The organism is Acinetobacter sp. XH1741 (assembly GCF_041021895.1).
Lineage (GTDB): Bacteria > Pseudomonadota > Gammaproteobacteria > Pseudomonadales > Moraxellaceae > Acinetobacter.
Map to the genome: position 1 here is coordinate 1,469,412 of NZ_CP157428.1, position 22,368 is coordinate 1,491,779.

Here is a 22,368-nt window from a genome sequence, read left to right on the forward strand (position 1 = left end):
TTCTATTAAAATGAGATAGAAATGCCATGAAATTATTGTATTTACTACTTTTTATTAGTGGTACTGTTAGTGCTTCTCCTAGTTCAACACTATATGTAAAAATTAAAGATAGTGATGTGTGTGTGTTTACAAAAGGAGGATATGATAAAGCATATGGAAATCAGACTTTAATTTATATGGGAAAAGTAGATGGAATTAATGCTTTTCACTCTTCGTATTCAAAGACTTATTTGAATCTTAAAATGCCTATTATTGAAGAAAACTGTATTAAAATTAAATCTTCTGAATTTAAAGAGCCTTTTCCATATGATGTTGTTCTTGAGACAGACCAATCATATACACAAAGAATTTGCGTAAATAGGACTAGTGAAGGTAAAACTGTACTATTAGAAGCTAAAGTAGACCTTGATAAAGGTATATATTGTGGCACTAACCAATATGATTACTCTAGTAATGGCCTTTGGACTAAATTAAAAAATCTCTATTATTGGTTAATTAATTTTTTTAATTAGAATACTTTTAAAGAGGTCATGGATACTCTATATATGACACATGTATTCATGTTTATAGCTCTCCATTTCCACAACAGAATTTTAATTTTTTGCGCTGATTTAAAGTAAGAAACTTTTGCAATACAGAGATAAAGGGGCTAAGCCAACCGTTTAGACCCTAAAGCCTAAATTTTAAATAAATAAAATAATTAAAAGGGAGAGGGGTTAATTTAAAAATAGTCATGCTCAACTCCTTAGAATTTATGGAGCTCTATCCTTAAGAATAACCGTCAATTAATTAGGGTGGTAGAGCGAAAAAGAGGGGCAAGTTGGCTTCAAGAACCCAACACCTATGGAAGTGTCCTACCTTTCGAGATAGGGATTAACAGCAATATAAAAAACAACATTACCCTTCATGATGAATGCTTCATGTAGTTTTTCATGAAGGAAAACCCCAAATTAATATTTCTTTCATAATGGCACAAAAAGTCAAATCTAAGGCTATCGCTGTCAAGACATTCCTCTGAGTCATAAGATAATCTGATTATAAATTCCTACTCAGATTAGCAATTATTCAATGTGTCTGTCAGAAATAGAGTATTGCTATTCGCCAGTATGAAATGCATAACCATTATTTTGCTATAGGGATATACATGAGTACTCAAGCAAAAACATCTAAGCCTGATCTATCTGAAAAGTTCAAATTTGAGAGCGAAAATTATTTAGCGCAGCGCATTCAACATTTTAATCATGGTGAATTTGAATTTAAAGTTATTGATACAGGTCCACTTGATGGTAAGCCAGTAATTTTATTACATGGTTTTCCGGAAGTTGCCAGCAGCTGGGAAAAACTCAGTGATATTTTAATTCAACATGGCTATCGTACTTTTGCGATTGAACAGCGTGGTTATAGTAAGCATGCTTCTCCTAAAGGGCGCTTTCAATATCGTATTGATCAACTGGCTGGCGATGTTTATCAATTTATTAAAAAGATTCAACAGCCTGTATATTTGATTGGTCATGATTGGGGTTCAATAGTCGCTTGCGAACTTGCAAGACGAAATCCCGAAGTAATTAAACACCTAACACTAGTCTCGGTTCCACATAAGGGCGCTTTTATCCAAGCCATGTTTAGTAGTGCGCAAATTTTTGCATCCTACTATATGGCTTTTTTTCAGTTACCTGTTATTCCAGAATTTGTGTTTAAAAAAATGCCTAAATTTAAACATTATTTTCTTAAAAACTCTGGAATGACTGATGAACAAATAGCAGATTTTAATCAAAATTTTATTGAGGAAGATCGTATCGGTACGGCAATTAATTGGTATCGAAGTATGCCGCTGACATCTCCAAGATCAATCTTTCAAAAAATCACTGTACCCACATTATTTGTCTGGGGAAAAAAAGATATTGCCGTATGGGAAAAAAGTGCTCACCTAAATAAAAAATATTTTAGCAACACTTATCGTGAAGCATTTTTAGATGCTACGCACTGGATTCCTAACCAAAATGCTCAAGAATTAAGTCTGCATTTTTTAAATGCAGTCAAAGTGGGAGAATAGATATGCATCCATTACAACGTTTAGAAAATCACACGATTAAACAGCGCAAAGTAAAGTTTGATTTCAGTCAAACTCCACACTACTGGATTTATGACAATCCATTTGCAACTCATTTAATTAATGCTGTGCATTTAATCCTCCCTGTAGGTGAGCTTTGGATGTGTCGTGTATTTAATCAAGCATTACCTTTTGTGACTGATGAAAAATTACGTTCTGATGTCAAAGGTTTTATTGCCCAAGAAGCACATCATGCTGCTGCCCATAAGGTCGCACAGGATTATTTACGTCATTACGGCTATGATATTGACGGACTATTAAACTATATAGAACTAGCTTTTAAAAAGTTAGGAGTTGATTCACCACTCGGTTTAACTTTACCTAAAAGCTTGCAGCCTCACTGGCTTACTGTAAGGGTGGGTATTGCGGCATCAGTTGAGCATTTTACTTCAATGTTAGGTACTTGGTGTTTAGATACACAGCCTTGGCAAGAGCAAATGGCTGATGAGGCCATGTCAGCTTTGTTTGTTTGGCATCTTGCCGAAGAAGTTGAACATCGTAGTGTCGCTTTTGATTTATATATGCATTTATGTGGTGAGGAAAATAAAAACTTTGCGTATCTCCAACGTCAAGCAATTATGGCTGCTGTTGCACCATCCTTTATTATGATTTTGCATCATTGCTTTAAAAGCTTGGCCAAGGGTGATAGAGAACTTAATGTTCCTCTAAAACTTGATTTGTTCAATGTGGCAAAGCAATCAGTCGTTGAAAATGCAAGATCTAAACAAGTGCCTAGTTTTGTTGAAATGGTGGGCAGTTTAAAACGTTGGATCAGACCGAGTTACCATCCATATTATGAGGGTGACACAGCAAAAGCATTACAAGTAATGGAAAATTCTTCGGCAGTCAAAGCACTTAAAGCAGCCGCCCTTGCTACTGCTTAAAGGCTATATGGTTAAAAGAGCTTTCAAGTGATGCAAAGTATTTTCTAACCTTTAGTCAAATCCTGAAAATTGAGTGGTATTTAAAAGAAATGCCACTCAATTTTTTTATAGTTTGGCGTGATATAAAGCGCAAAAAAAAGCAGATATATCAAATATCTGCTTTTTTAACTTTATTGGCTATATGAAAGAATAATTCTGTTCATCAAAATATCTGAGATCATTTCTCATATGTTGTATTGTCCAAGGATAATTCGATACATTGACCCTTTGATCATCAAGATAATAACTCACACAACCACCACGATTAAAAACTGTTTTATCTAAAGCATGTTGTAATTTTTGATTATATGAATCATTTGCTAAAGAATTTACTTCAAAAGAGTTTTTACGCTTTTTAATGACTGATTTCATGGCTTGAATTCCATATCCAATATGAATTTCAGCCGTAGTAATAAAAGAATTATAATTTAAGCTATTAGGCCCTAATACATAAATTGCATTTGGTACATTCTGAATTACACAGCCTTTATACGCTTGCATTTTATTTTTTGACCACATTTCAGCGAGAGTTTCTCCTGTTTTTGTGACAATTTTCTTAGCAATTGGGGCTTGAGTAACTTCGAAGCCTGTTCCCCAGATAATAATATCTAAAGGAATTTCTTTACCATCGACAACAATTCCATTTTCGGTCATTTCTTCGACACCTTGGGCAATGACGGTGGTATTGCTTGTTGCTAAAGCCGAATAATAAGTATTTGAAAAGAGAATCCTTTTACATCCCATCGTAAATTGTGGAGTCACTTTTTTACGTAAGTTAGGATCTTTGATTTGAGAGTGCATCCATTGGATCAATACTTTACCCGTCGCTTCTAAAGACTTTGGATGACTTACAGCTTGACTCAATAATTCCATTGAAATGTCTGTCGATAATCGAACAAATTTTAAAAGGAGTGGCGTATTTTTCATTGCACTTTGTGAGAGTTTACCTAGTTCCATATTGGGTTTAGGAATAACCCATGGAGCCGTTCTTTGAAATACATAAAGCTGATCAACTTGCTTTTGAATGGCTGGAATAATTTGAATTGCAGAAGCTCCTGTACCTACAACCGCAACTCGCTTACCTGTTAAATCAACGGAATGGTCCCATTGTGCTGAATGAAACATTTTGCCTTTAAATTTTGACATACCATTGATTTTAGGTATTGCTGGATGGCTTAATGGTCCACCTGCGAAAAAAACAAATTTTGCATAATACGTTGTTTCGGCTATTTTAATTTCCCAACATTGCTTTTGTTGTAGCCATTTTGCTTGTTGTAATTCTTGATTAAATTTAATTTTTGGATATAGATGATGTTGATGTGCAACATCTTCTATATATTCCTTAATTTGAGTTTGTTTGGCAAAAACATGGTTCCATTTGGGATTCGGTGCAAAAGAGTAGGAGTAGAGTGCTGAAGGAATATCACATTCACAGCCAGGATAGGTATTATCTCTCCACACTCCACCAATTTCATGGGATTTTTCAAGAATTAAAAAATCTTTAATGCCTGATTTGAGTAATTTTATTCCTGCCGCAATTCCTGACAGTCCAGCGCCAATTACAATCACTTCAAGATTTATAATCTTTGAGTCTGTTGATGTTGATAGTTGACTCATTTCACTTTCCTTAAACATTAAATTTGTTAAGTTCTTTCTAAAAGGTAGAGGCAATACAAGAACCTTTGATTATTAGGTCCAAACTGTAATTAAGAATTAAATAAAGAAAGAACACTTAATATGGGATATCGACATATTCCATATAACATCGACCTTCGATTGGTCTATTTTCAAACTCACCATGAAATTTATAGCAGGTCGAATAACCCACACCATGACCATAATGGTATTCAGTGTCCGCATCACCTAAGATAGACAAAAGAACATTTCCTTGCTTATCTTTGGCGATCCAAGATAATTTTTTAGGTACTTTCGTTGAGCCACCATTGAGACCCACTTTTTCTTGTTCGTAATATTCTAAAACCTCAAATTTTACGTCATCATAATATTCAGAAGATTGGTTTAAACGACGTACATGGATGCAATAACAAACGGGCACACCTAATATTTCAGCTTTAGTCAGTAATACTTGAATATCTTGATCAATTTTTAAAATTTGATAAGTAAAGAAATTTAAAGGAATTTTATGACGGTAATCAATAGGTCGATTTTTTAAACTATATAAACCAAAAGCGCGAGCATATTCGTAAGTACATAATCCTTTAACAGGTGTTTCCTGACCATTAAATATGATTCGGCCTTCATAAGTTGCTAATAAACTTAAATGATCGTAAATAAAACTTTTTGTAAAGTATGAAACTTGATCGGTAATATCAACTTGAATATCAATATCTAACCCAGCGTAATTTCCAATTAATTTTACATGCGGATATTTACCTTCTATTTTTAACTCTTGTCCAAATGTGATATCACTGCCATCTGCATTCGCATGACATTCTTCATTAATGATATAACCTTTGAGTAAAAAATCTGAGCATGCAGCGGTACCAGAAAATAATGTCGCTGTTGTTCTCGGAGAATCATTTTTCACTAAATAATCATGATCAAACGCCATTGCCCCTGGGGTACCAAACAAGATCATAATATTCAGAAAACGATGTGGTTCAGGTAAATCAGAAAAAAACAAACCAAAATGTGACCAGCAATACCAATTATCATTAAAGCGAGGAATCATGATTTGTGGATTCTTAAATGGTGCTACAGAGCCAGAACTAGCAGAATCAGCTATTGGCTTTAAGCCAATCAAGGCTCCCCCCATACATTTTGAAAGAATGGAAGATTTTTGCTCTCTCATGAAATGTCCTCTTACCTATTGTATTTCTTAAATTATGTAATCATGCTTGAGGACGTCACTTCACTTTATTCTATTTCTATCCTAACTTATTGCATTTTTCCAAATCCTTAGCAGATAAATCTCTGGATAAAACAAAATTGTCCTAACATGACACATTATTGAAAATGTGATTTCTGTAGAATTGATTCAGAACCAAGATATTACGATTAGTATTTCAGTTTGTCTTGACACTAAATTTTATAATTTATCTTTTTATGCCACTGAGAATGTTATGACAGAAATAGTTACTATTCCTGGAATATTATTGGAATTAGTTGAAAGTTATATACATAATAATCAGTTAGATATTGATCAGGTCAATACTTTGCTTCGACAATATAAAGGACGAGAACGGATTCCTTTAGAAGTTTGGTGGGAAATATTGGAACTTATTTATGAAAAATATCCTGTTCCAGTGTTAGGGCATTATATTGGCAGTCTGATTGAACCTTGTCATATCAATATTTTGGGATATTTAGCGTTATCTAGCCCTAATGTAATCAGTTTTATTGAAAGTTTTAAAAACTTTCAGCCTTTATTACAAAATAGTGCGCAGTTTTCTATAAATATTGAACAAAATAAGTTCGCAATGACATGGACACCCGTCATTGTTAAAAACTCCCAGTTATCTAATGAGGTACTTATTTCTGGAGTATTAAAGTTACTTCAAAATATACTGCACTATAATAATATTAAACCTTTAAAAATTGAATTTTCAGCAACCAAACCTAAAATAATAAGACATCATGAAGAAGTATATGGTTGTCCTGTTAGTTTTGACTCAGATGCTTTACGTTTATGGTTTCCTATTGATATGCTTTATTTACCTATTCCAACTGGGGATCCATATTTAAAAGAATTACTTAATAAACAAGCTGAAGTACTATTAAAAGCCTTACCAAATGCTGATAGCTTTCTAAAAAAGCTACAAGAAGTCATTGTTCAAACGCTTAATAATAAAGAGCCCACCGTACAAAATATCGCAATACAAATGGATTTATCTGTACGTACATTTTATAGAAATGATATGTGCTGAATTAGCAGGAGACTTTCACTTGGGATATGCTAGGCAGCTAACCGATAAAAGTTCTCTGCTATTTGATTTGGCGTTTTAAAATCCAAACTCTTTTGAATTCTTCGCTGATTATAAAATAACACAATGTATTCTGTAATATCTGCTTTAGCTTCATCTCTGGTTTTATAGTTGCAATGATGCACTAATTCATTCTTGAGTATGCCCCAGAAACTTTCAATCGGTGCATTATCGTAACAGTCCCCACGTTTGCTCATTGAACCTTGAAAATCACATTTTTCCAGTATCTTTCGATATTCATGGCTGCAATATTGGCTGCCTCTGTCCGAATGAATAATTAAGCCTTTCGTTGGTTTTTGATTACGAATCGCCATAGTCAGTGCATTGCAAACAAGTTGTGCGGTCATACGCTCATTTAAGCTATAGCCAACCACTTGTTTCGTGTACAGGTCTTTTACTGCTGCCAAGTATAACCAACCTTCAGCAGTCCAAATGTATGTAATATCGCTTGACCATGCAAGATTGGGCTTAGTCATTGAAAACTGTTGCTCTAGTAAATTTGCGTAGATCGCTCGATTATGATCACTCTTCGTAGTTCTTTTGAAACGCTTATGACGCTTACAATACAGCTGGTTGAGCTTTTTTATTTGACGTACAGCATACGTACTGATTTTGATACCTTGCGCTTGTAAATGCTTAGTTAATCGAATATAGCCATAGCTTTGTTTAGTTTCCTCATGAGCTATTTTGACCAAAATTGTCTGTTGATTTCGCTGAACCAATCTTTTATTCATGCCTCGTTTTAGCCAATCATAAAATCGTGACACTGAAACGTGAAGTAATCTAGCCATAAAGCTAATCGGGAATAAATATCTTTGCTGTTTCATATAGGCGTACCTTACTGACTTTCTTTCGCAAAGTACGCTGCTGCCTTTTTTAGAAATTCACGTTCCATTTCAGCTGTTTTGAGCTGTTGTTTGAGCTTTTTATTTTCTTCGAGTAAGGCATTTAGATCAGGTGAATATTGTTTAGTGCCTGCTAAGGTGCCAGTCTTTGCTTTATTATTCCAATTTGAAAGAGTTTGCATTGAAATGCCAAGTTGTCTGGCTGTTTCCGATACATTGCCTTGATTGGCTTCAATCAATTTTATTGCTTCAACTTTAAATTCTGCGGTGTAAGTCTTCTGTTTCTTGCTCATGGTAAACTCCTGATGAGTGTCTATAGTTTACCAAGTTAAAACCTCCTGTTTTCTCAGCACACATCAAAAGCTTAATCAACGTGGATTGCAATACTCTGATATTGTAAAAAATATAAGAAAAGAGCTTGCTAAAAATTATTTGGTAGAAACAGATTTATCTTTATCTAAAATTGCTTTTTTATTGGGTTATGCAGAACAAAGCGCATTTAGTCGCGCTTTTAAACAGTGGGAGACTCTCACGCCAACAGAATATCGTAAATCTTTTCAAAAAATGAATATTAAACTTTAAAAGTTTAATTCTAGTTATATTTTTAATGTGATCAGGCCCCCATGCCACAACAGAACTTTAATTTTTTGCGCTGATTTAAAGTAACCCACCATTGCGACACAGAGATAGAGGAGCTAAGCCAAACGCTTAGCCCATGTCGTTTTTATCGCACCGCCGCATCACACTAAAAAAAGTAGGGGCAAAGTCCTGTGGGAGAGCAGGACTTTGCAAACTGACATGTTCTAGGCGCTGCATAAGCTGAGGCGAATACGCTTCTTCAAGCCGTTGGTAAATACAGTCGCAACTTGCGAGGGTGTGTCCACCCGACAGGCAAATTTTTTCAAACTCCTGTTGAGTGTGGATGTCACAACCCGAAACGCTGTAATCGCCTATAACTAGGCCTAAAACCAAAAGAGTTTTATAAAATTTCATATTATTCTCGTGATGATTTGGGGATATCTCAATGAGAAAAAATAAATAGCTATATTTAAAGTTTTAAAATCATTTTTTAGGATGTAATTAATCCGCCTATAAAATAAGGAAAATAAAATGATTAAAATTTTAAAATAAAAATAATTTATAGATTTAAAAAATTAGATAATAGAAAACCTAAGTTTTAAATAAATAAAAAGTTTATAGGGGAGAGGGGATAAGTTTATATAGTGGCATGGTCAACTCCTTAAAATTTATGGAGTCCTACCACCCAAAATCACCGTCAATTGATTTAGGTGGTAGAACGAAAAGGGGTTAGCAGACTGGGATCCATGGAACCAGCACGCGCAAGCGCGTCCCCCTCTCGTCCTACCGCAAAGAAAAGGGACGCAAGGGTCTAACGACTTATAGTAGAACTATAACCCGCCGTGGATCTACGGTCTGCTAAAACCGTCTGGCAATGTAGGCCAGCGAGACCATAATAATCATAAGTTTTTAATAGGTCAATTCAATTTAAATAAAATATTATAAAAATTTTAATCATAATTTTATATTTTAATTAAACTCAAAAATTAATCCATTAAAATAGGTAAATTAATAAAGATAATAAAGTTAAACTAAACCATTATATAAAATTTAAAACGTATAACGATAATTAATTAATACACGGTGCTGATCCCAATCTTTACGGGTCATTCCATTTATTTTTTCACCTAAGTTTGCATTTAGAAAAAATTCAAATCAAAAATAAAAGTTTAAAAAAAATCTTGATTGAAGCTTTGTGGGCGTCTGTAGTCGTTTGCTTAATTTCTCCTCTAATTCAATCTATCTAAATATAGCTTTAAAAATAAGCAAAAGATTGAGAGGGACGACATGTATTGCCGCTGAACATGTATGGCTATAGCATTTCAAAGGTATTTCTAACACAATACGCATCGAAGAAATTTGAGGTTCAACATTGTGATTACGGGCGAGATTAAAAGTAAAATTGACCAAATTTGGAATGCTTTCTGGAGTGGTGGAATTTCTAACCCTTTAGAAGTCATGGAGCAAATGACATATTTACTGTTTATTCGCCGTCTTGATGAAATTCAAACTACAAAAGAAAAAAAGGCGAATCGTCTCAAAATTGCTGTTGAACAACCAATTTTTAAACCAGAACAAGATCACTTACGTTGGTCTAAACTCATTCATTTAGGTGATCCAGCTAAGTTATATAAAACGGTTGCAGAGGAAGTCTTTCCTTTTATTAAAAACTTAGGCCGTGATGATGACACTACTTATAGTCATCATATGAAAGATGCCCGTTTTACTATTCCTAATCCTGCATTATTAACTAAAGTGATTGACCTTTTGACAGATGTGCCAATGGATGATAAAGACACTAAAGGTGATGTTTACGAGTATATGCTCGGTAAGATCGCTTCAGCGGGTCAGAATGGGCAGTTCCGGACACCTCGTCATATTATTAAAATGATTGTAGAGCTTATGCAGCCTAAGCCTACCGATACCATTTGTGACCCAGCTTGTGGTACGGCTGGTTTTCTTGTGGCAGCAAGTGAATACCTTAGCCAACATTATAGTACTGAGATTTTTGCTAACTCTGAAGCTGCAAAACGCTTTAGTGAAGAAACTTTCTTTGGTTACGATTTTGACAGCACCATGCTTCGAATTGGTTCAATGAACATGATGCTACACGGGGTCGAAAACCCAAGTATTGAAAACCGTGATTCATTAAGCGAAGCACATTCACATATTGAAAGTAAGTACAGCCTAATTCTTGCTAACCCTCCATTTGCGGGTAGTTTGGACTACGAAAGTTGTGCCAAGAATATTCAGGCGATTGTTAAAACCAAAAAGACTGAATTGCTGTTTTTAGCTTTGTTCTTACGTTTGCTTAAAACAGGTGGGCGCGCTGCGGTGATTGTGCCTGATGGTGTGTTATTTGGTTCATCTAAAGCGCATAAAGATTTGCGCCAAAAAATTGTAGAAGAGCAAAAGCTCGAAGCGATTATTTCGATGCCGTCCGGTGTGTTTAAACCGTATGCAGGTGTTTCCACTGCAATTATGATTTTCACTAAAACTGAATCTGGTGGTACAGATAAAGTTTGGTTCTATGACATGCGGGCAGATGGTTATTCACTAGATGATAAGCGTAATGAACTAGATGCGTCTAAGCATGAAAATAACAATATTCCTGACATCATTGCCCGTTTTAAAAATTTAGATGCTGAAATAGACCGTAAAGCGACTGAACAAAGTTTCTTGGTAGATAAAGCCGATATCGCTGCCAATGGTTATGATTTATCAATTAACCGTTATAAAGAAGTGGTGTATGAGCAAGTGCAATACGAATCACCAAGTAAAATTTTGGCGGATTTAGAACTTCTTGAGCAGGATATTCTAAAAGGAATGAATGAGCTTAAGGAGTTGCTGAAATGAGTTACCCTTTAGTTTGTTTAGGTGATATTGCTGATTTTATTAATGGCGTTGCTTTTAAGCCTGAAGATTGGGGAACAGAAGGTAAACCAATTATTCGTATTCAGAACTTAAATGACCCTTCAAAAGAATATAACTATACAGAACGTGAAGTTAAAGATGCTAACATCGCGCGTAAAGGTGATTTATTAGTTTCATGGTCAGCTAGTTTAGGTGTTTATGAGTGGCACGGACAAGATGCTTGTATTAATCAGCATATTTTCAAAGTTGTACCCAACAATGAAAAAATTGATAAAACTTATTTAAAACGTGCTCTTGAACTGTCTATAGTTGAAATGGAGAGCCAAGTTCATGGTGCCACGATGAAACATATTACTCGTGGAAAGTTTCTAGCAAATAAAATCCCACTCCCACCACTAGCAGAACAACGTCGAATTGCTTCAATTTTAGATAAAGCGGATGAGTTACGCCAAAAACGTCAGCAAGCGATTAAAAAGCTAGACCAGCTTTTACAAGCCACGTTTATTGATATGTTTGGTGATCCTGTGAGTAATCCTAAAGGGTGGGATTTGGTTAATCTTGAATCACTTTTAGCTAAAAAGTTAATAAGTGGAGCTTATTTCCCTAAAGAAACATATGTAGATTTAGGGGGAACCCCAATGGTGCATATGGGAGATGTCTTTTATGGCGTTGTTAAACCCGATAATTTAAAACAAGTTAATATTAGCAATGAAGAAATTGAAAAGTATAAGATCACAAATAAAGACCTCTTAATTGCTCGACGTTCATTAACCTACGATGGTGCTGCAAAAGCATGTCTTATTGAATGCTCTGAACAGAACATGATTTTTGAATCATCGTTAATTAGATTAAGTCCGAATCTTGTAAAAGTTTTGCCTGAATTTCTTTATCATTATTTAAATAATAACGATGTTAGAAATAAATTTATTATTCCTTACATTACAAAATCTACTATTTCAGGGATTAATCAAGCAAATTTGAATAAAGTTACAGTGCTACTTCCACCTTTGGCTAAGCAAGAAAAATTTATAGAAATTTGTGATAAATTTAAACAGCTTGGAACAATACTTACTCACGATTTAAACAAACTAGATGAATTATTTAAATCACTACAAAACCAAGCATTTAACGGTATTTTATAACATTTCATTAAAAATATGAGGGAATATATACATGAGTAACTTTCAGTTTTTAGAGCCTGAATTTAAAAGCTTAGCGGCTACGGCTAAAGAAGCTGAAAAGCTCGTGTATATTTCTCCTCAGTTTGCGCTTGCTGCGGCACGTTCATCGCTCGAAAACCTTGTTTTATGGCTCTATCAATACGACAAAAAACTCACCCAACCCTATGATGCATCACTGCATAACTTACTCAATGACATAAAATTTAAAGATCTCATTCCCCCTTATATTTGGGACAAAATGGACAATATTCGCATGGTTGGCAACAGTGCCGTTCATGGGAAAAAGTTCAAATACCTCACCACCGAAGAAACGGTAAAACACATCAGCCATTTATTTTTGATGTATGTTTGGTTTGAACGTAATTACGGTTCACCTTCAAAAGATCGTTCTCAGTCTATTTTATTTAACCCAAAACTGATTCCAAATGCTGATAACACCCAGCAAATCACAGCCAACAAAGAGCAACTGCAAAAAGAAACTGAAGCTAAAGAAAAACAGTTTGCAGAACAACATAAAGCCCTACGTGAATTAGAACAACGACTGTTTGAACAATCTGCAAATTTAGAAGAACGAGAAAAACTACTCGCTCAAGCAGATGCAGAACGAGCGCAGATTCGTCAGCAAGTCGAACAAGCCAAAATTGCCAATAGCAAAATCGAAGATCATACCGACTATAAAGAAGACGAAACCCGTAAACTTAAAATTGACCTACTTCTTGAAGAGGCAGGTTGGGAAATTGGTGACACCGTACGCGAAGAAGTACCAGTTACAGGTATGCCAAACTCATCAGGTAAAGGCTCAGTTGATTATGTGCTTTATGATGCTGATGGCTTACCCTTAGCGCTTGTTGAAGCAAAACGTACATCTGTCAATCCTGATATTGGACAACAACAAGCAAAGCTTTATGCGGATTGTTTAGAACAACAAACAGGGCAACGGCCTGTAATTTTCTATACCAATGGCTACAAAACTCGAATTTGGAACGATGTGCAGGGCGGCCCGCCACGACTAGTCCATGGATTTTATACTCAGGCAGAACTTAAACGGCTTATTGAACGACGTAAAAACAATCCTGATCTGAGTAGTTTCCCAATTAATGCGGAAATTGTTGAGCGTTATTACCAAACTCGTGCCATTAAAGCCATGCTTGCAGCGTATCAACGTAAAGAACGTGCTGGCTTGCTCATTATGGCGACAGGTACAGGTAAAACCCGTACAGCGATTGCATTGGTTGATGTATTGATGAAAGCTAATGTAGTGCAAAAAGTACTCTTCCTTGCTGACAGAACATCATTAGTCAATCAAGCGACCAATGCTTTTAAAGCCAATTTACCTGATGCTGCACCAGTAAACTTAGTCGATAGTAAGAACCAAAACGGACGAGTTTATCTTTCTACCTATCACACAATGATGGGCCTGATTGATGAAATGAATGCAGATGGAACCCGTAAATACGGTACAGGTATGTTTGACCTGATTATTGTTGATGAAGCACACCGTAGTGTTTATCAAAAATTTGGTGAGATTTTTAACTACTTTGACAGTTTATTAGTTGGTTTAACTGCAACACCGCGAGATGAAGTGGATCGTGATACTTATGCATTGTTTGGTTTAGAAAGTGGTGTCCCAACCGATTACTACGATCTCGATCAAGCTATTGCTGATGGTTATCTAGTACCACCAAAAGCCTATTCAGTTCCTCTTAAATTCATGCGTGAAGGCGTGAAATATGATGAACTTTCAGAAGAAGAAAAACAGCATTGGATTGAATTGGACTGGGAAGGGGGAGATGCACCGGAAGAGGTTTCAGCATCCAAACTTAATAAAGAACTCTTTAATACGGGTACAGTCGATAAGATGCTTCAACACTTAATGGAAAATGGCATTAAGGTAGAAGGTGGTGATCGGTTAGGAAAAACAATTATTTTCGCCGTAAATCAAAATCATGCTAATTTCATTGCCGAGCGCTTCGACAAAAACTATCCGCAATATGATGGTAAATTTGCACGTGTAATTACTCACGCGACTAAGTACGCGCAAAGTTTAATCGATGGTTTTAGTAAAAAAGACCTGCCAGACCCACAAATAGCTATATCTGTGGATATGCTTGATACAGGTATTGATGTACCTGAAGTGGTTAATCTGGTGTTCTTTAAGGCGGTACGTTCTAAAGTCAAATTTATGCAAATGATTGGGCGAGGTACACGACTGTGTAAAGAGCTATTTGCACCAGAACAAGATAAAAAAGAGTTTTATATTTTCGATTATTGCTCAAACTTTGAATATTTTAATGAAAACCCTGAAGGTGCTCCAGTCTCTACGACTGAACCGTTGGGACAGCGATTATTTAAAGCTCGATTAAATATTTTAAGTTTATTGAATACCAAAGATTTTGAGACTGAAGAATTAAAAGCAGTACAGCAAGATATTCGTCTAAGCTTACAGACAGAAGTGAGATCGATGAACAATGAGAATTTCATTGTGCGGTCTGAACTCGAATATGTTGAACATTTCAAAAATGATGATGCTTGGAATAATTTAGATGACCTATCTATGGGCATATTACGCGAGCATATTTCAAAATTACCAAATGAGCTTGAGGCTGAAACCCTAGAAGCAAAGTTATTTGATATGTTGTGCTATAACCTTGAACTTGCAGTATTAGCAAAGAACAATAAAGCAATTCAAACGTATGCTAATAAAGTGATTGAAGTTGCATCTAAGCTAGAGACTAAAGAAAATATCCCTGTTGTTGCTGCACAAATCACTTTAATTCAAGAAATTCAAACTGCTGAATATTGGAAAGATATTACACTTCCAATGCTTGAATCGATGCGTAAACGTATTCGTGGCCTAGTAAAACTGATTGAGAAATCCACCTCTACCATTGTTTATTCCATGCTAGATGATGAAATTGGTAATGCAGTAGCAATTGATATTCCTGTCGTTTCTAGCGGTGTCAATCTTGCACAATATCGTAAGCGTGTTGAAAATTTTATTAAGGCAAATGAAAACCATATTACTATCGCAAAATTAAAACGTGGCCTAGCATTAACCCCGACTGACTTAATTGAGTTAGAGCGTTTTGTCTTTGAAGCACAAGAAGTCGAGAGTAAAGAAAAATTTGAAAAGTGTTTTGGTACAGAAAAGTCTTTAACTCTCTTTATCCGTTCTCTAGTGGGTTTAGATCGGCAGGCAGTACAAGAGGCATTTTCAAATTATTTACATGGCACTACATATAACGAAAAACAAATCCGTTTCGTAGAGATGATTATTGACCATTTAACTATGCGCGGAACTTTAGAAGCGTCTCAACTTTATGAACCACCGTTCAATCAAATTCACTATGAAGGTATTGATGGCGTGTTTGCTGATAGGGATGCTGACAAGATATTTGGCGTTGTTGAAGCATTTAATCAAAGTGCGGTAGCGTAATATTTTTAGTTAAAAAATCATGATTACGACCAGTGCTTTTACATAGTTATAATCATGATTTTGTAACCTAAATGTTCAGCCTATGCTTAAAATGTATAACGGTAATTAATAAATACACGGTGCTGGTCCCAATCTTTCCGAGACATGCCATTTATTTTTTCACCTAGGTTTGCATTTTCAAACTTTGACTCATAATGCAAAAATGAATAACGCACATCTATGTTTTTTACCCACGGCAAGGCATAACTTACCGTAAAGTCAAAGTAACGCTCTTTACCTTCAATATCACTGCTAATGTTACTTTGGTGAGCACCAAAACCATAAATATACTTCGCCTCGGTTTTTAAACCTTTCACATAGTCTTTCCAGTTATATTTCAGCCGAAGGGCAATGGCGGTTTCATCGTTATTGGTAAAGTCAGGGCCAATGGTCGACGAGGTTGGAAATGGGTTAGTACCGTGGTCTTGCGTCAAAACCGAGTTACGATCAGAGTGTACGGCAAAGTTATCTTCTATCCAAAAACCATCAAACTTTGAAACGGCTATGCCGCCTTCAATATTATTCTTGGCTACATTTACATCGACAAAGTAACCATTGCCACGATTGTTAATGTCTTGGCCTTTGACACAGTCCAGCTCGGTTTCTGCACCGCATTTAAACAGCTTGCCATCATCACGCGAGAAAAAAGCCCCTGTGTTGAATGTCCACACAAGCCCATGCAGGGGCAATTTATATTGCGCAATTGCCCCGTACTTTTTTAAATAATCTTTGCTACTTAAATATTCGGCATTCACGCTCCAGTTTTTGTACTGATAGTTGGCACCAAGCAAGCCGACATAGTCAATATGCTCATCATTTTCAGTCACGAATTTTTCAAAACTATCCATGCTGCGAGGTTTCCAGCGGTCATAGTAGGCAATGTAGGTCTGTAGTTGGTCATTCAGTTGAAACTGACCACTCACACCCGAAAAAGTATCGGGCACCGCGCGGTTATTGGTGCTTTTAAGCAATAGCGAGTCTTGCAACTGACGGCCTAATTTAATTTCGCCTTTATCGCCGAGTTTTGCCTTGATATAGAGCTGCCCTAAAGTCGCAAAGTTTTGATCGAGCTTGCCGTTATTTTCGACCTCTAAAAGCTGAGCGCTCGGTTTGCCAGAGTCAAATAACTTAGTGACTGCATAAAGTGAACCATCCACCCCAAGCCAGTCCCACATGTAAGGTGACTGATAATTTAACTCAAGCCCTAACGCACTTTGTTCATATTCACTCGACGAAGGCGAAGGGTTAGCGAGCGTGGGGTGGGCAGTGCCTTCATCGTTCCAGTAACGGGTGTTGAGTTTTAATTCTAACTTGCCAAATTCTTGAGGAAGCTCTGCATAAGCGTTGCTTACACTGCCTAAACCAATACAGCCCCATAGCAAATATTTATTCATTTTAAATTCCTTTTTTAAGCATGAATAAGCCCTTTGCCTAACAATGAAGCTAGGCAAGCTTTTTATAAAATGGGTGAATTAAGGAGAGAGTTCTTCGAGCACTTGGCCTTTGGTTTCAATAGCAAACAAGAAGGTCACTAGGCCACCAATGAGCGCCACAACGGCAAGTACACTAAACACATATTGAATGCCATAGCCACCAACCACGAGGCCGACCATAACCGGCCCAATTGCAGAGCCGGCACGTAACCAAGCAGTACTAAAACCAATGCCTATCGCACGTAGGCGAGTAGGGTAAAGTTCGGCAGCGTAAAGGTATAAAGAGAATGAAATGGTTTGCAAAATGGCATAGCTAATCGTTGCTAAAATCACCACTTCCATTGCCGATTTGGCACCTAAAATCGTTAGGCTCATGAGTGGAATAATCGCCAAGAAAAACGCTGCACTGTACCAAGGGCGGCGACCCACTTTATCAATCATTAACGCACAGATAATAGAAGCAACCACACCTACGCCCGAAGTAATCCAGCCATAACCTAAACTGGTTTGCAGCGACAGACCAAAGTGTTGTTTGTAGAGAGATGGCAGCCAAGTCACCATGGCATTGTTCACCATATACACGCAAAACCACATGCCCCATAGGGTAAAGGTACGTTTGCGGTAAATGCCACGGAACAGTTCACGCCAGTCGGTTTTTGCCATGCCTTGCGAGTTAATTTCTTTAACCACAGGTTCAGCCAAGGTTTTACCGCTTTTAATGGCACCGTCTTCAAAGCTTTTGACGACTCGATCTGCTTCTTTAAAACGGCCTTTTGAAGCAAGCCAGCGTGGTGACTCAGGCAAGAAAAACCGTAAAGGAATAACCAGTATCGATGGAATTAAGCCCACAATAAACATGACTTTCCAGCCATAAATTGGCATCAGAAAAAATGCTGCCATGCCTGCAAACATTAGGCCAAGTGGGAACAAAACTTCATAGAGCAAGAAAAACTTACCGCGCTTTTCTGCACCAATAAACTCGTTAATGTAGGCACTCGCAACAGGCACTTCGCCACCTGTTCCAACACCTTGCAAGAAACGGAAAATTAACAGTGACATTCCGCTCCATGCAAATAGACATGAAATATCCATTGCCACAAACAGTAAAATGGTAAAAGACAGTACTTTTAAACGACCGACTTTTTCGGCAAGTGAACCAAAAAAGATCGCACCGACCAGTTGCCCGACATAGCCCGCGGCAATGATCGCACCGACATAGGCAGGCGTCAGGTGCCATTCGGTAATGAGTTGAGGTAAAGCAAAGGCAATCGCAAGAACAGTATAAGCGTCAAAAAAGGTCGCTATACCAATGGTAATTCGCATAAATTGCATTCGACCAGTGACGGGTAGCCGTTCAAGTCTTGCAATAATTTCCGCATTTTTTTGATGATGACTAATTTGTTCTACATCCGCTAGATTTGTCATCTTCTATCTCCTTATCACTACATTCCTCGTAGTTTTGTTGTTCTATTTCGCACTACCTGTTCACCACAGTTTGCATGCTTTTATTATTATTTTTAAGAGACATGCCCAATGTTTGGCCTCAGGCAGCGTACAGGAAAAAAAGGCTAGCGTACATGCTAGCCCGAATCGAATTTAAGCAACGGCTTGGGTTAAATCGACCTTGCCAATTCCCGCTTGACGCATCGCATCATGAATTTCTTGCTCAGCACCCTCTGCAAGTGGAAGCAATGGTGAACGCACAGTGGCATGGTCCAAAATTCCGCGAGCAACTAATGCATGTTTAAGCGCGACCGTGCCTTCCATGTGTGAACCACGGTGATAGACATTGCGAGTCACTGGTAATAATTGGTCGTGAATAGCGCGTGCTTTAGCGTAATCTTTGGCTTTACCTGCTTTAATCATTTCAATTAAAAGCTCAGGAGCAATATTGCCGTAGCCAACCAAAGCGCCGTCTACATCAAACATGGTGTGAAGCAGATATTCATCGTGGCAAGTCAACACTTGTAAGTCTGGACGTTCACGGCGAATAATCGGAATTTCAACATCCCAGCGGCGCATGTTACGTACACCATTTTTCATGGCAAACACACCTGGCTGTGCAGAAATATCAAGTAGAGTTTCTAGATCGTAAGTGGCTTTAGTCGCATCTGGATATTGGAATAAAATAGATGGTAAACCGCTTTCTTCATAAATCGCTTTATAGCGGTCTTGTGGTGCGCCTTTTTGATAGCCAAAACGTAACCAACCATGTGAAGGGTAAATTAAACCTGCCGAAGCACCAGCACTCACGGCACGTTTTGCTTCTTCTGCTGCAACAGAAGTACCTTCGAGTGTAATCCCTGCGATTACCGGAATTTTATTATCTACAGATTTAACAAAGCTTTCGATGACCTGCATTTGTTCTTTTTGCGACAAGAATGTTCCTTCACCTGCATGCCCAAGAACAACCAAGCCTTTCACACCATCAATACTGCCTAACCATGAACCTAAACGTTGAATCGCATCATGGTCTACTTGTCCGTCACGGGTAAAAGGAGTCACAGGTGCTGGGGTCAATCCACGTAAATCTAAACTCATAATCGTACTTCCTATACAGTTTAATTAAATATTCTCTGGTTCTTAATCTGACTTAAATCGTGTTGTAGAGAACATGATTGGAGTATAGAAATAGGTGAGCTATATAGGAATTACTAATTCTTGAATTTCAGTTATACTGAAAATGTATAGCTCAAAAGTGCAAGTTTACGATTTAGGAAGAATCGATGAATTATGAATTATGGAAAATATTTTTAGATGCGGTGGAACTCGGTAGCTTAAGCAAAGTCGCGATGCTGCATAACACCAACCAACCGCAAATTAGTCGGCAAATGAACGAGCTTGAGGCGCAATGTGGTGGACGTTTGTTTAACCGAACTGGACGCGGTGTCGAACTCACCGATTTAGGCCAACATTTACTTCCTAAAATTCGTTCATGGCTGAATGTGACCGACCAACTTAATAATGAAATTTTGCACTCGACCGATACCCCGATTGGTACGGTTCGTATCGCCAGTTTGCCGTCTACTTCTCATCCTTTGCTATCGACTCTCTATAAAGTGCTTCAAGAGAAATATCCCTTAATTAAACTGTCGGTGCGTGAAGGGCAAGGCGTGCATTTAGAAAAATGGCTTGAAGATGGCAGCGTCGATTTAGCCATACTTTATCGGTTTAACCCGACACCAAAACAGGGTGATGTTTATCTTACCCAAGCCGATACTTACTTAGTCGGTTGTGAAGGAGATGTGCTTACTCAGGCAAATGAAGTCGAATTTAAAGAGGTCAGTCAGTTACCACTGGTCACTTTTTGCAGGCCAAGTAACTGGCGCAATTTTTTAGACCACATGGCTTATGAAAATGGGGTAGACCTGAACATTGTGTTTGAGGCTGACTCGATTAGTTTACAAACCCATTTGGTTGCCGAATCTCGCATGTATACCATGCTAGGGCCACAAGCTTTAAAAAAGGCCAGCCAATACACCCCAATTCAAGCTGCAAAAATCATTAATCCAGCCCTAAAGCGCTATATTTCTTTGTCTATTTCTAAACAGGGCTATTTAACGCCTGCTTGTAAGGCAGTGATGGAAGAAATTAGAAAGCTGGCCGATTTGCTTTAATCAACGCGTAGCTTTATGGCTGGCACTGTTGCATTGTACGCAGCATGGTTTTCACAAAATCACGTGGTACTTCTGGGCTTTGTAGACTTAAACTGCCAAGTTTATGCATAAATTTAGGAGAGTATTGACGCTCTAAACGGTGGTAAATACACAGACAACTTGAGCGGCTATGTCCGGCTGTAATGCATTTTAAATAAAAGTCACGCTGTGCGGGATGCTTGTAGCCAGCAGAGGCAAGCGATACAAATAATAATCCACCTAAAAAAACTAAAAAATTATAAAAAGACATGTTCCTTCTCTTTGTTTTTTCTTTATCAATCACTTAGCACAAAGTTATTTGTGCGAAATACTGGCAAAACTCACGGCTTCATCATAGTCAGAACGGTTTTAGAGGTCAAATTGATTTGAAGATGAAAAACATTTTGTGATTTAAAAAGAGACAAATCACATTGTTGCTGTTTTGAAGACAGTGTTGCGACATTAAACACCCTATGTTTTTACATGCTTTTTTGTTTTTATAAATGCTTTAGCTTTGATTTGTTTTTAGATTTTTTAAAACATCTTTGTACCGAATGTAATGACTTTAAAATAACAGGATGCAGCTTATGCCAGAGACCTCAAATCAGCAAGAGACACAAAGTACATGGGCCATATGTCGAGATCCTGTTTTACTGACAATGGTGGGTGGGGCAATTGATACCATTGGCTTTATTGCATTATTTGGTTTTTTTACTGCGCACGTTACAGGTAACTTGGTACTGGCAGGGGCAGCCTTAGTAAAAGGCGGTACGGGAGTATGGATTAAGCTTGCTGCTATTCCACTATTTATTTTGACTGTGGTGATTACCAAACTGTTAATTGACCGTAGTCAGGTCAAACACAAAACGCTGTCTTATTTATTTTTATTTGAAGCTATTTTCCTGTTTGCCTTTATGGTGTCAGGGCTGTACTTCGAGCCATTTAAAAATGCCGATGCAATTACCGTTGCCCTCACGGGGGGACTTGGTCTAATTGCCTTGGCTATTCGTAATACTTCCAGTAAAACGCTTATTAAAAATATTAGCCCAAGTACCATGATGACAGGCAACACCACTCAGCTTGGTATAGATATTGCCAACTTGCTCAAAAACAATAATGAAGCCAATCGGGCAAGCTTGCTTAAAAGTGCCAGTATTGTCATTGGCTTTGTGATTGGTGCTTTTATGGGGGCTGTGCTGTATGTTTATTTTGACTTTTGGAGTGTAGCGCCGTTTATTTTACCTATACTCTATTTTTCGTATTTGGCTTCACAGCAGAAGTTTAAACAAGCTTAAAAGTAGTTGTTCAAATAGCCTGAATTTAAACGAATTCGGGCTTTTATTTTTTGAATAAATGGCAATCAAAGCTG

Annotated in this window: 17 protein-coding genes and 2 pseudogenes; 10 read left to right on the top strand and 9 right to left on the bottom strand. The window is 37.2% G+C overall.

Annotated elements, in window-relative coordinates; genetic code table 11:
* Positions 1 to 26 precede the first annotated feature (26 nt).
* From ABLB96_RS07130 to ABLB96_RS07140, 3 genes are all read left to right on the top strand, one after another.
* Positions 27 to 512, top strand: coding sequence for an NF045616 family extracytoplasmic (lipo)protein (locus tag ABLB96_RS07130; RefSeq protein ID WP_348897817.1), 486 nt, complete (start codon positions 27 to 29; stop codon positions 510 to 512).
* A gap of 632 nt (positions 513 to 1,144) precedes the next feature.
* Positions 1,145 to 2,053: an alpha/beta hydrolase gene (locus ABLB96_RS07135; RefSeq protein ID WP_348897818.1), complete on the top strand. Its 909-nt coding sequence runs from the start codon at positions 1,145 to 1,147 to the stop codon at positions 2,051 to 2,053.
* A gap of 2 nt (positions 2,054 to 2,055) precedes the next feature.
* On the top strand, positions 2,056 to 2,994 hold the full coding sequence (locus tag ABLB96_RS07140) for a metal-dependent hydrolase (RefSeq protein ID WP_348897819.1): 939 nt from the start codon (positions 2,056 to 2,058) through the stop codon (positions 2,992 to 2,994).
* 177 nt (positions 2,995 to 3,171) lie between these two features.
* Here ABLB96_RS07140 and ABLB96_RS07145 read toward each other — a convergent pair whose 3' ends face one another.
* Positions 3,172 to 4,650, bottom strand: a complete 1,479-nt coding sequence (locus ABLB96_RS07145; protein WP_348897820.1) for an NAD(P)/FAD-dependent oxidoreductase — start codon at positions 4,648 to 4,650, stop codon at positions 3,172 to 3,174.
* 115 nt (positions 4,651 to 4,765) lie between these two features.
* Positions 4,766 to 5,845, bottom strand: a complete 1,080-nt coding sequence (locus ABLB96_RS07150) for a DUF6670 family protein (protein WP_348897821.1) — start codon at positions 5,843 to 5,845, stop codon at positions 4,766 to 4,768.
* Positions 5,846 to 6,116: 271 nt separating this feature from the next.
* Between ABLB96_RS07150 and ABLB96_RS07155 the strand changes: the two genes are divergently transcribed.
* Positions 6,117 to 6,920, top strand: a complete 804-nt coding sequence (locus ABLB96_RS07155) for an AraC family transcriptional regulator ligand-binding domain-containing protein (protein ID WP_348897822.1) — start codon at positions 6,117 to 6,119, stop codon at positions 6,918 to 6,920.
* A 29-nt stretch (positions 6,921 to 6,949) separates the two neighbouring features.
* Here the strand turns inward: ABLB96_RS07155 and ABLB96_RS07160 are convergent.
* A protein-coding gene (locus ABLB96_RS07160) for an IS3-like element ISAba21 family transposase (RefSeq protein WP_085947548.1) occupies positions 6,950 to 8,115 on the bottom strand; the annotation gives its coding sequence in 2 pieces (ribosomal slippage) (positions 6,950 to 7,857 and positions 7,857 to 8,115; 1,167 coding nt in all).
* Between the two features lie 85 nt (positions 8,116 to 8,200).
* On the opposite strand from ABLB96_RS07160, the pseudogene ABLB96_RS07165 reads away from it, so the two are divergent.
* Positions 8,201 to 8,404 (top strand): annotated as a pseudogene (locus tag ABLB96_RS07165) (helix-turn-helix domain-containing protein); the annotation flags it as partial.
* A 126-nt stretch (positions 8,405 to 8,530) separates the two neighbouring features.
* Here the strand turns inward: ABLB96_RS07165 and ABLB96_RS07170 are convergent.
* On the bottom strand, positions 8,531 to 8,815 hold the full coding sequence (locus ABLB96_RS07170) for a hypothetical protein (protein ID WP_348896110.1): 285 nt from the start codon (positions 8,813 to 8,815) through the stop codon (positions 8,531 to 8,533).
* Positions 8,816 to 9,451: 636 nt separating this feature from the next.
* A pseudogene (locus ABLB96_RS07175) lies at positions 9,452 to 9,583 on the bottom strand (hypothetical protein); the annotation flags it as partial.
* Positions 9,584 to 9,775: 192 nt separating this feature from the next.
* Here ABLB96_RS07175 and ABLB96_RS07180 point away from each other — a divergent pair.
* Genes ABLB96_RS07180 through ABLB96_RS07190 form a run of 3 tightly spaced genes read left to right on the top strand, consistent with a single transcriptional unit; the run spans position 9,776 to position 15,892 of the window.
* On the top strand, positions 9,776 to 11,257 hold the full coding sequence (locus tag ABLB96_RS07180; RefSeq protein WP_348896109.1) for a class I SAM-dependent DNA methyltransferase: 1,482 nt from the start codon (positions 9,776 to 9,778) through the stop codon (positions 11,255 to 11,257).
* On the top strand, positions 11,254 to 12,417 hold the full coding sequence (locus tag ABLB96_RS07185) for a restriction endonuclease subunit S (protein ID WP_348896108.1): 1,164 nt from the start codon (positions 11,254 to 11,256) through the stop codon (positions 12,415 to 12,417). The genes ABLB96_RS07180 and ABLB96_RS07185 overlap by 4 nt, the downstream gene beginning before the upstream one ends.
* Before the next feature lie 31 nt (positions 12,418 to 12,448).
* Positions 12,449 to 15,892, top strand: a complete 3,444-nt coding sequence (locus tag ABLB96_RS07190; RefSeq protein ID WP_348896107.1) for a DEAD/DEAH box helicase family protein — start codon at positions 12,449 to 12,451, stop codon at positions 15,890 to 15,892.
* A gap of 86 nt (positions 15,893 to 15,978) precedes the next feature.
* On the opposite strand, the gene ABLB96_RS07195 is transcribed toward ABLB96_RS07190, so the two are convergent.
* The 3 genes from ABLB96_RS07195 to ABLB96_RS07205 all read right to left on the bottom strand — a co-directional run bounded on the left by ABLB96_RS07195 (position 15,979) and on the right by ABLB96_RS07205 (position 19,905).
* Positions 15,979 to 17,325 (bottom strand): OprD family outer membrane porin, encoded by a 1,347-nt coding sequence (locus ABLB96_RS07195; RefSeq protein WP_348896106.1) that lies wholly within the window; start codon positions 17,323 to 17,325, stop codon positions 15,979 to 15,981.
* A 78-nt stretch (positions 17,326 to 17,403) separates the two neighbouring features.
* Complete coding sequence (locus ABLB96_RS07200) at positions 17,404 to 18,789, bottom strand: MFS transporter (protein WP_348896105.1); 1,386 nt, start codon at positions 18,787 to 18,789, stop codon at positions 17,404 to 17,406.
* A gap of 171 nt (positions 18,790 to 18,960) precedes the next feature.
* Entirely contained in the window at positions 18,961 to 19,905 is a 945-nt protein-coding gene (locus ABLB96_RS07205) for a dihydrodipicolinate synthase family protein (protein ID WP_348896104.1), read from the bottom strand.
* Between the two features lie 185 nt (positions 19,906 to 20,090).
* Between ABLB96_RS07205 and ABLB96_RS07210 the strand changes: the two genes are divergently transcribed.
* Positions 20,091 to 20,981, top strand: a complete 891-nt coding sequence (locus tag ABLB96_RS07210) for a LysR family transcriptional regulator (protein WP_348896103.1) — start codon at positions 20,091 to 20,093, stop codon at positions 20,979 to 20,981.
* Positions 20,982 to 20,994: 13 nt separating this feature from the next.
* Here the strand turns inward: ABLB96_RS07210 and ABLB96_RS07215 are convergent, their stop codons facing one another.
* Positions 20,995 to 21,270, bottom strand: a complete 276-nt coding sequence (locus ABLB96_RS07215) for a hypothetical protein (RefSeq protein ID WP_348896102.1) — start codon at positions 21,268 to 21,270, stop codon at positions 20,995 to 20,997.
* A gap of 316 nt (positions 21,271 to 21,586) precedes the next feature.
* On the opposite strand from ABLB96_RS07215, the gene ABLB96_RS07220 reads away from it, so the two are divergent.
* A complete protein-coding gene (locus ABLB96_RS07220; protein ID WP_348896101.1) occupies positions 21,587 to 22,294 on the top strand; it encodes a YoaK family protein in 708 nt (235 codons plus the stop codon).
* Positions 22,295 to 22,368 lie beyond the last annotated feature (74 nt).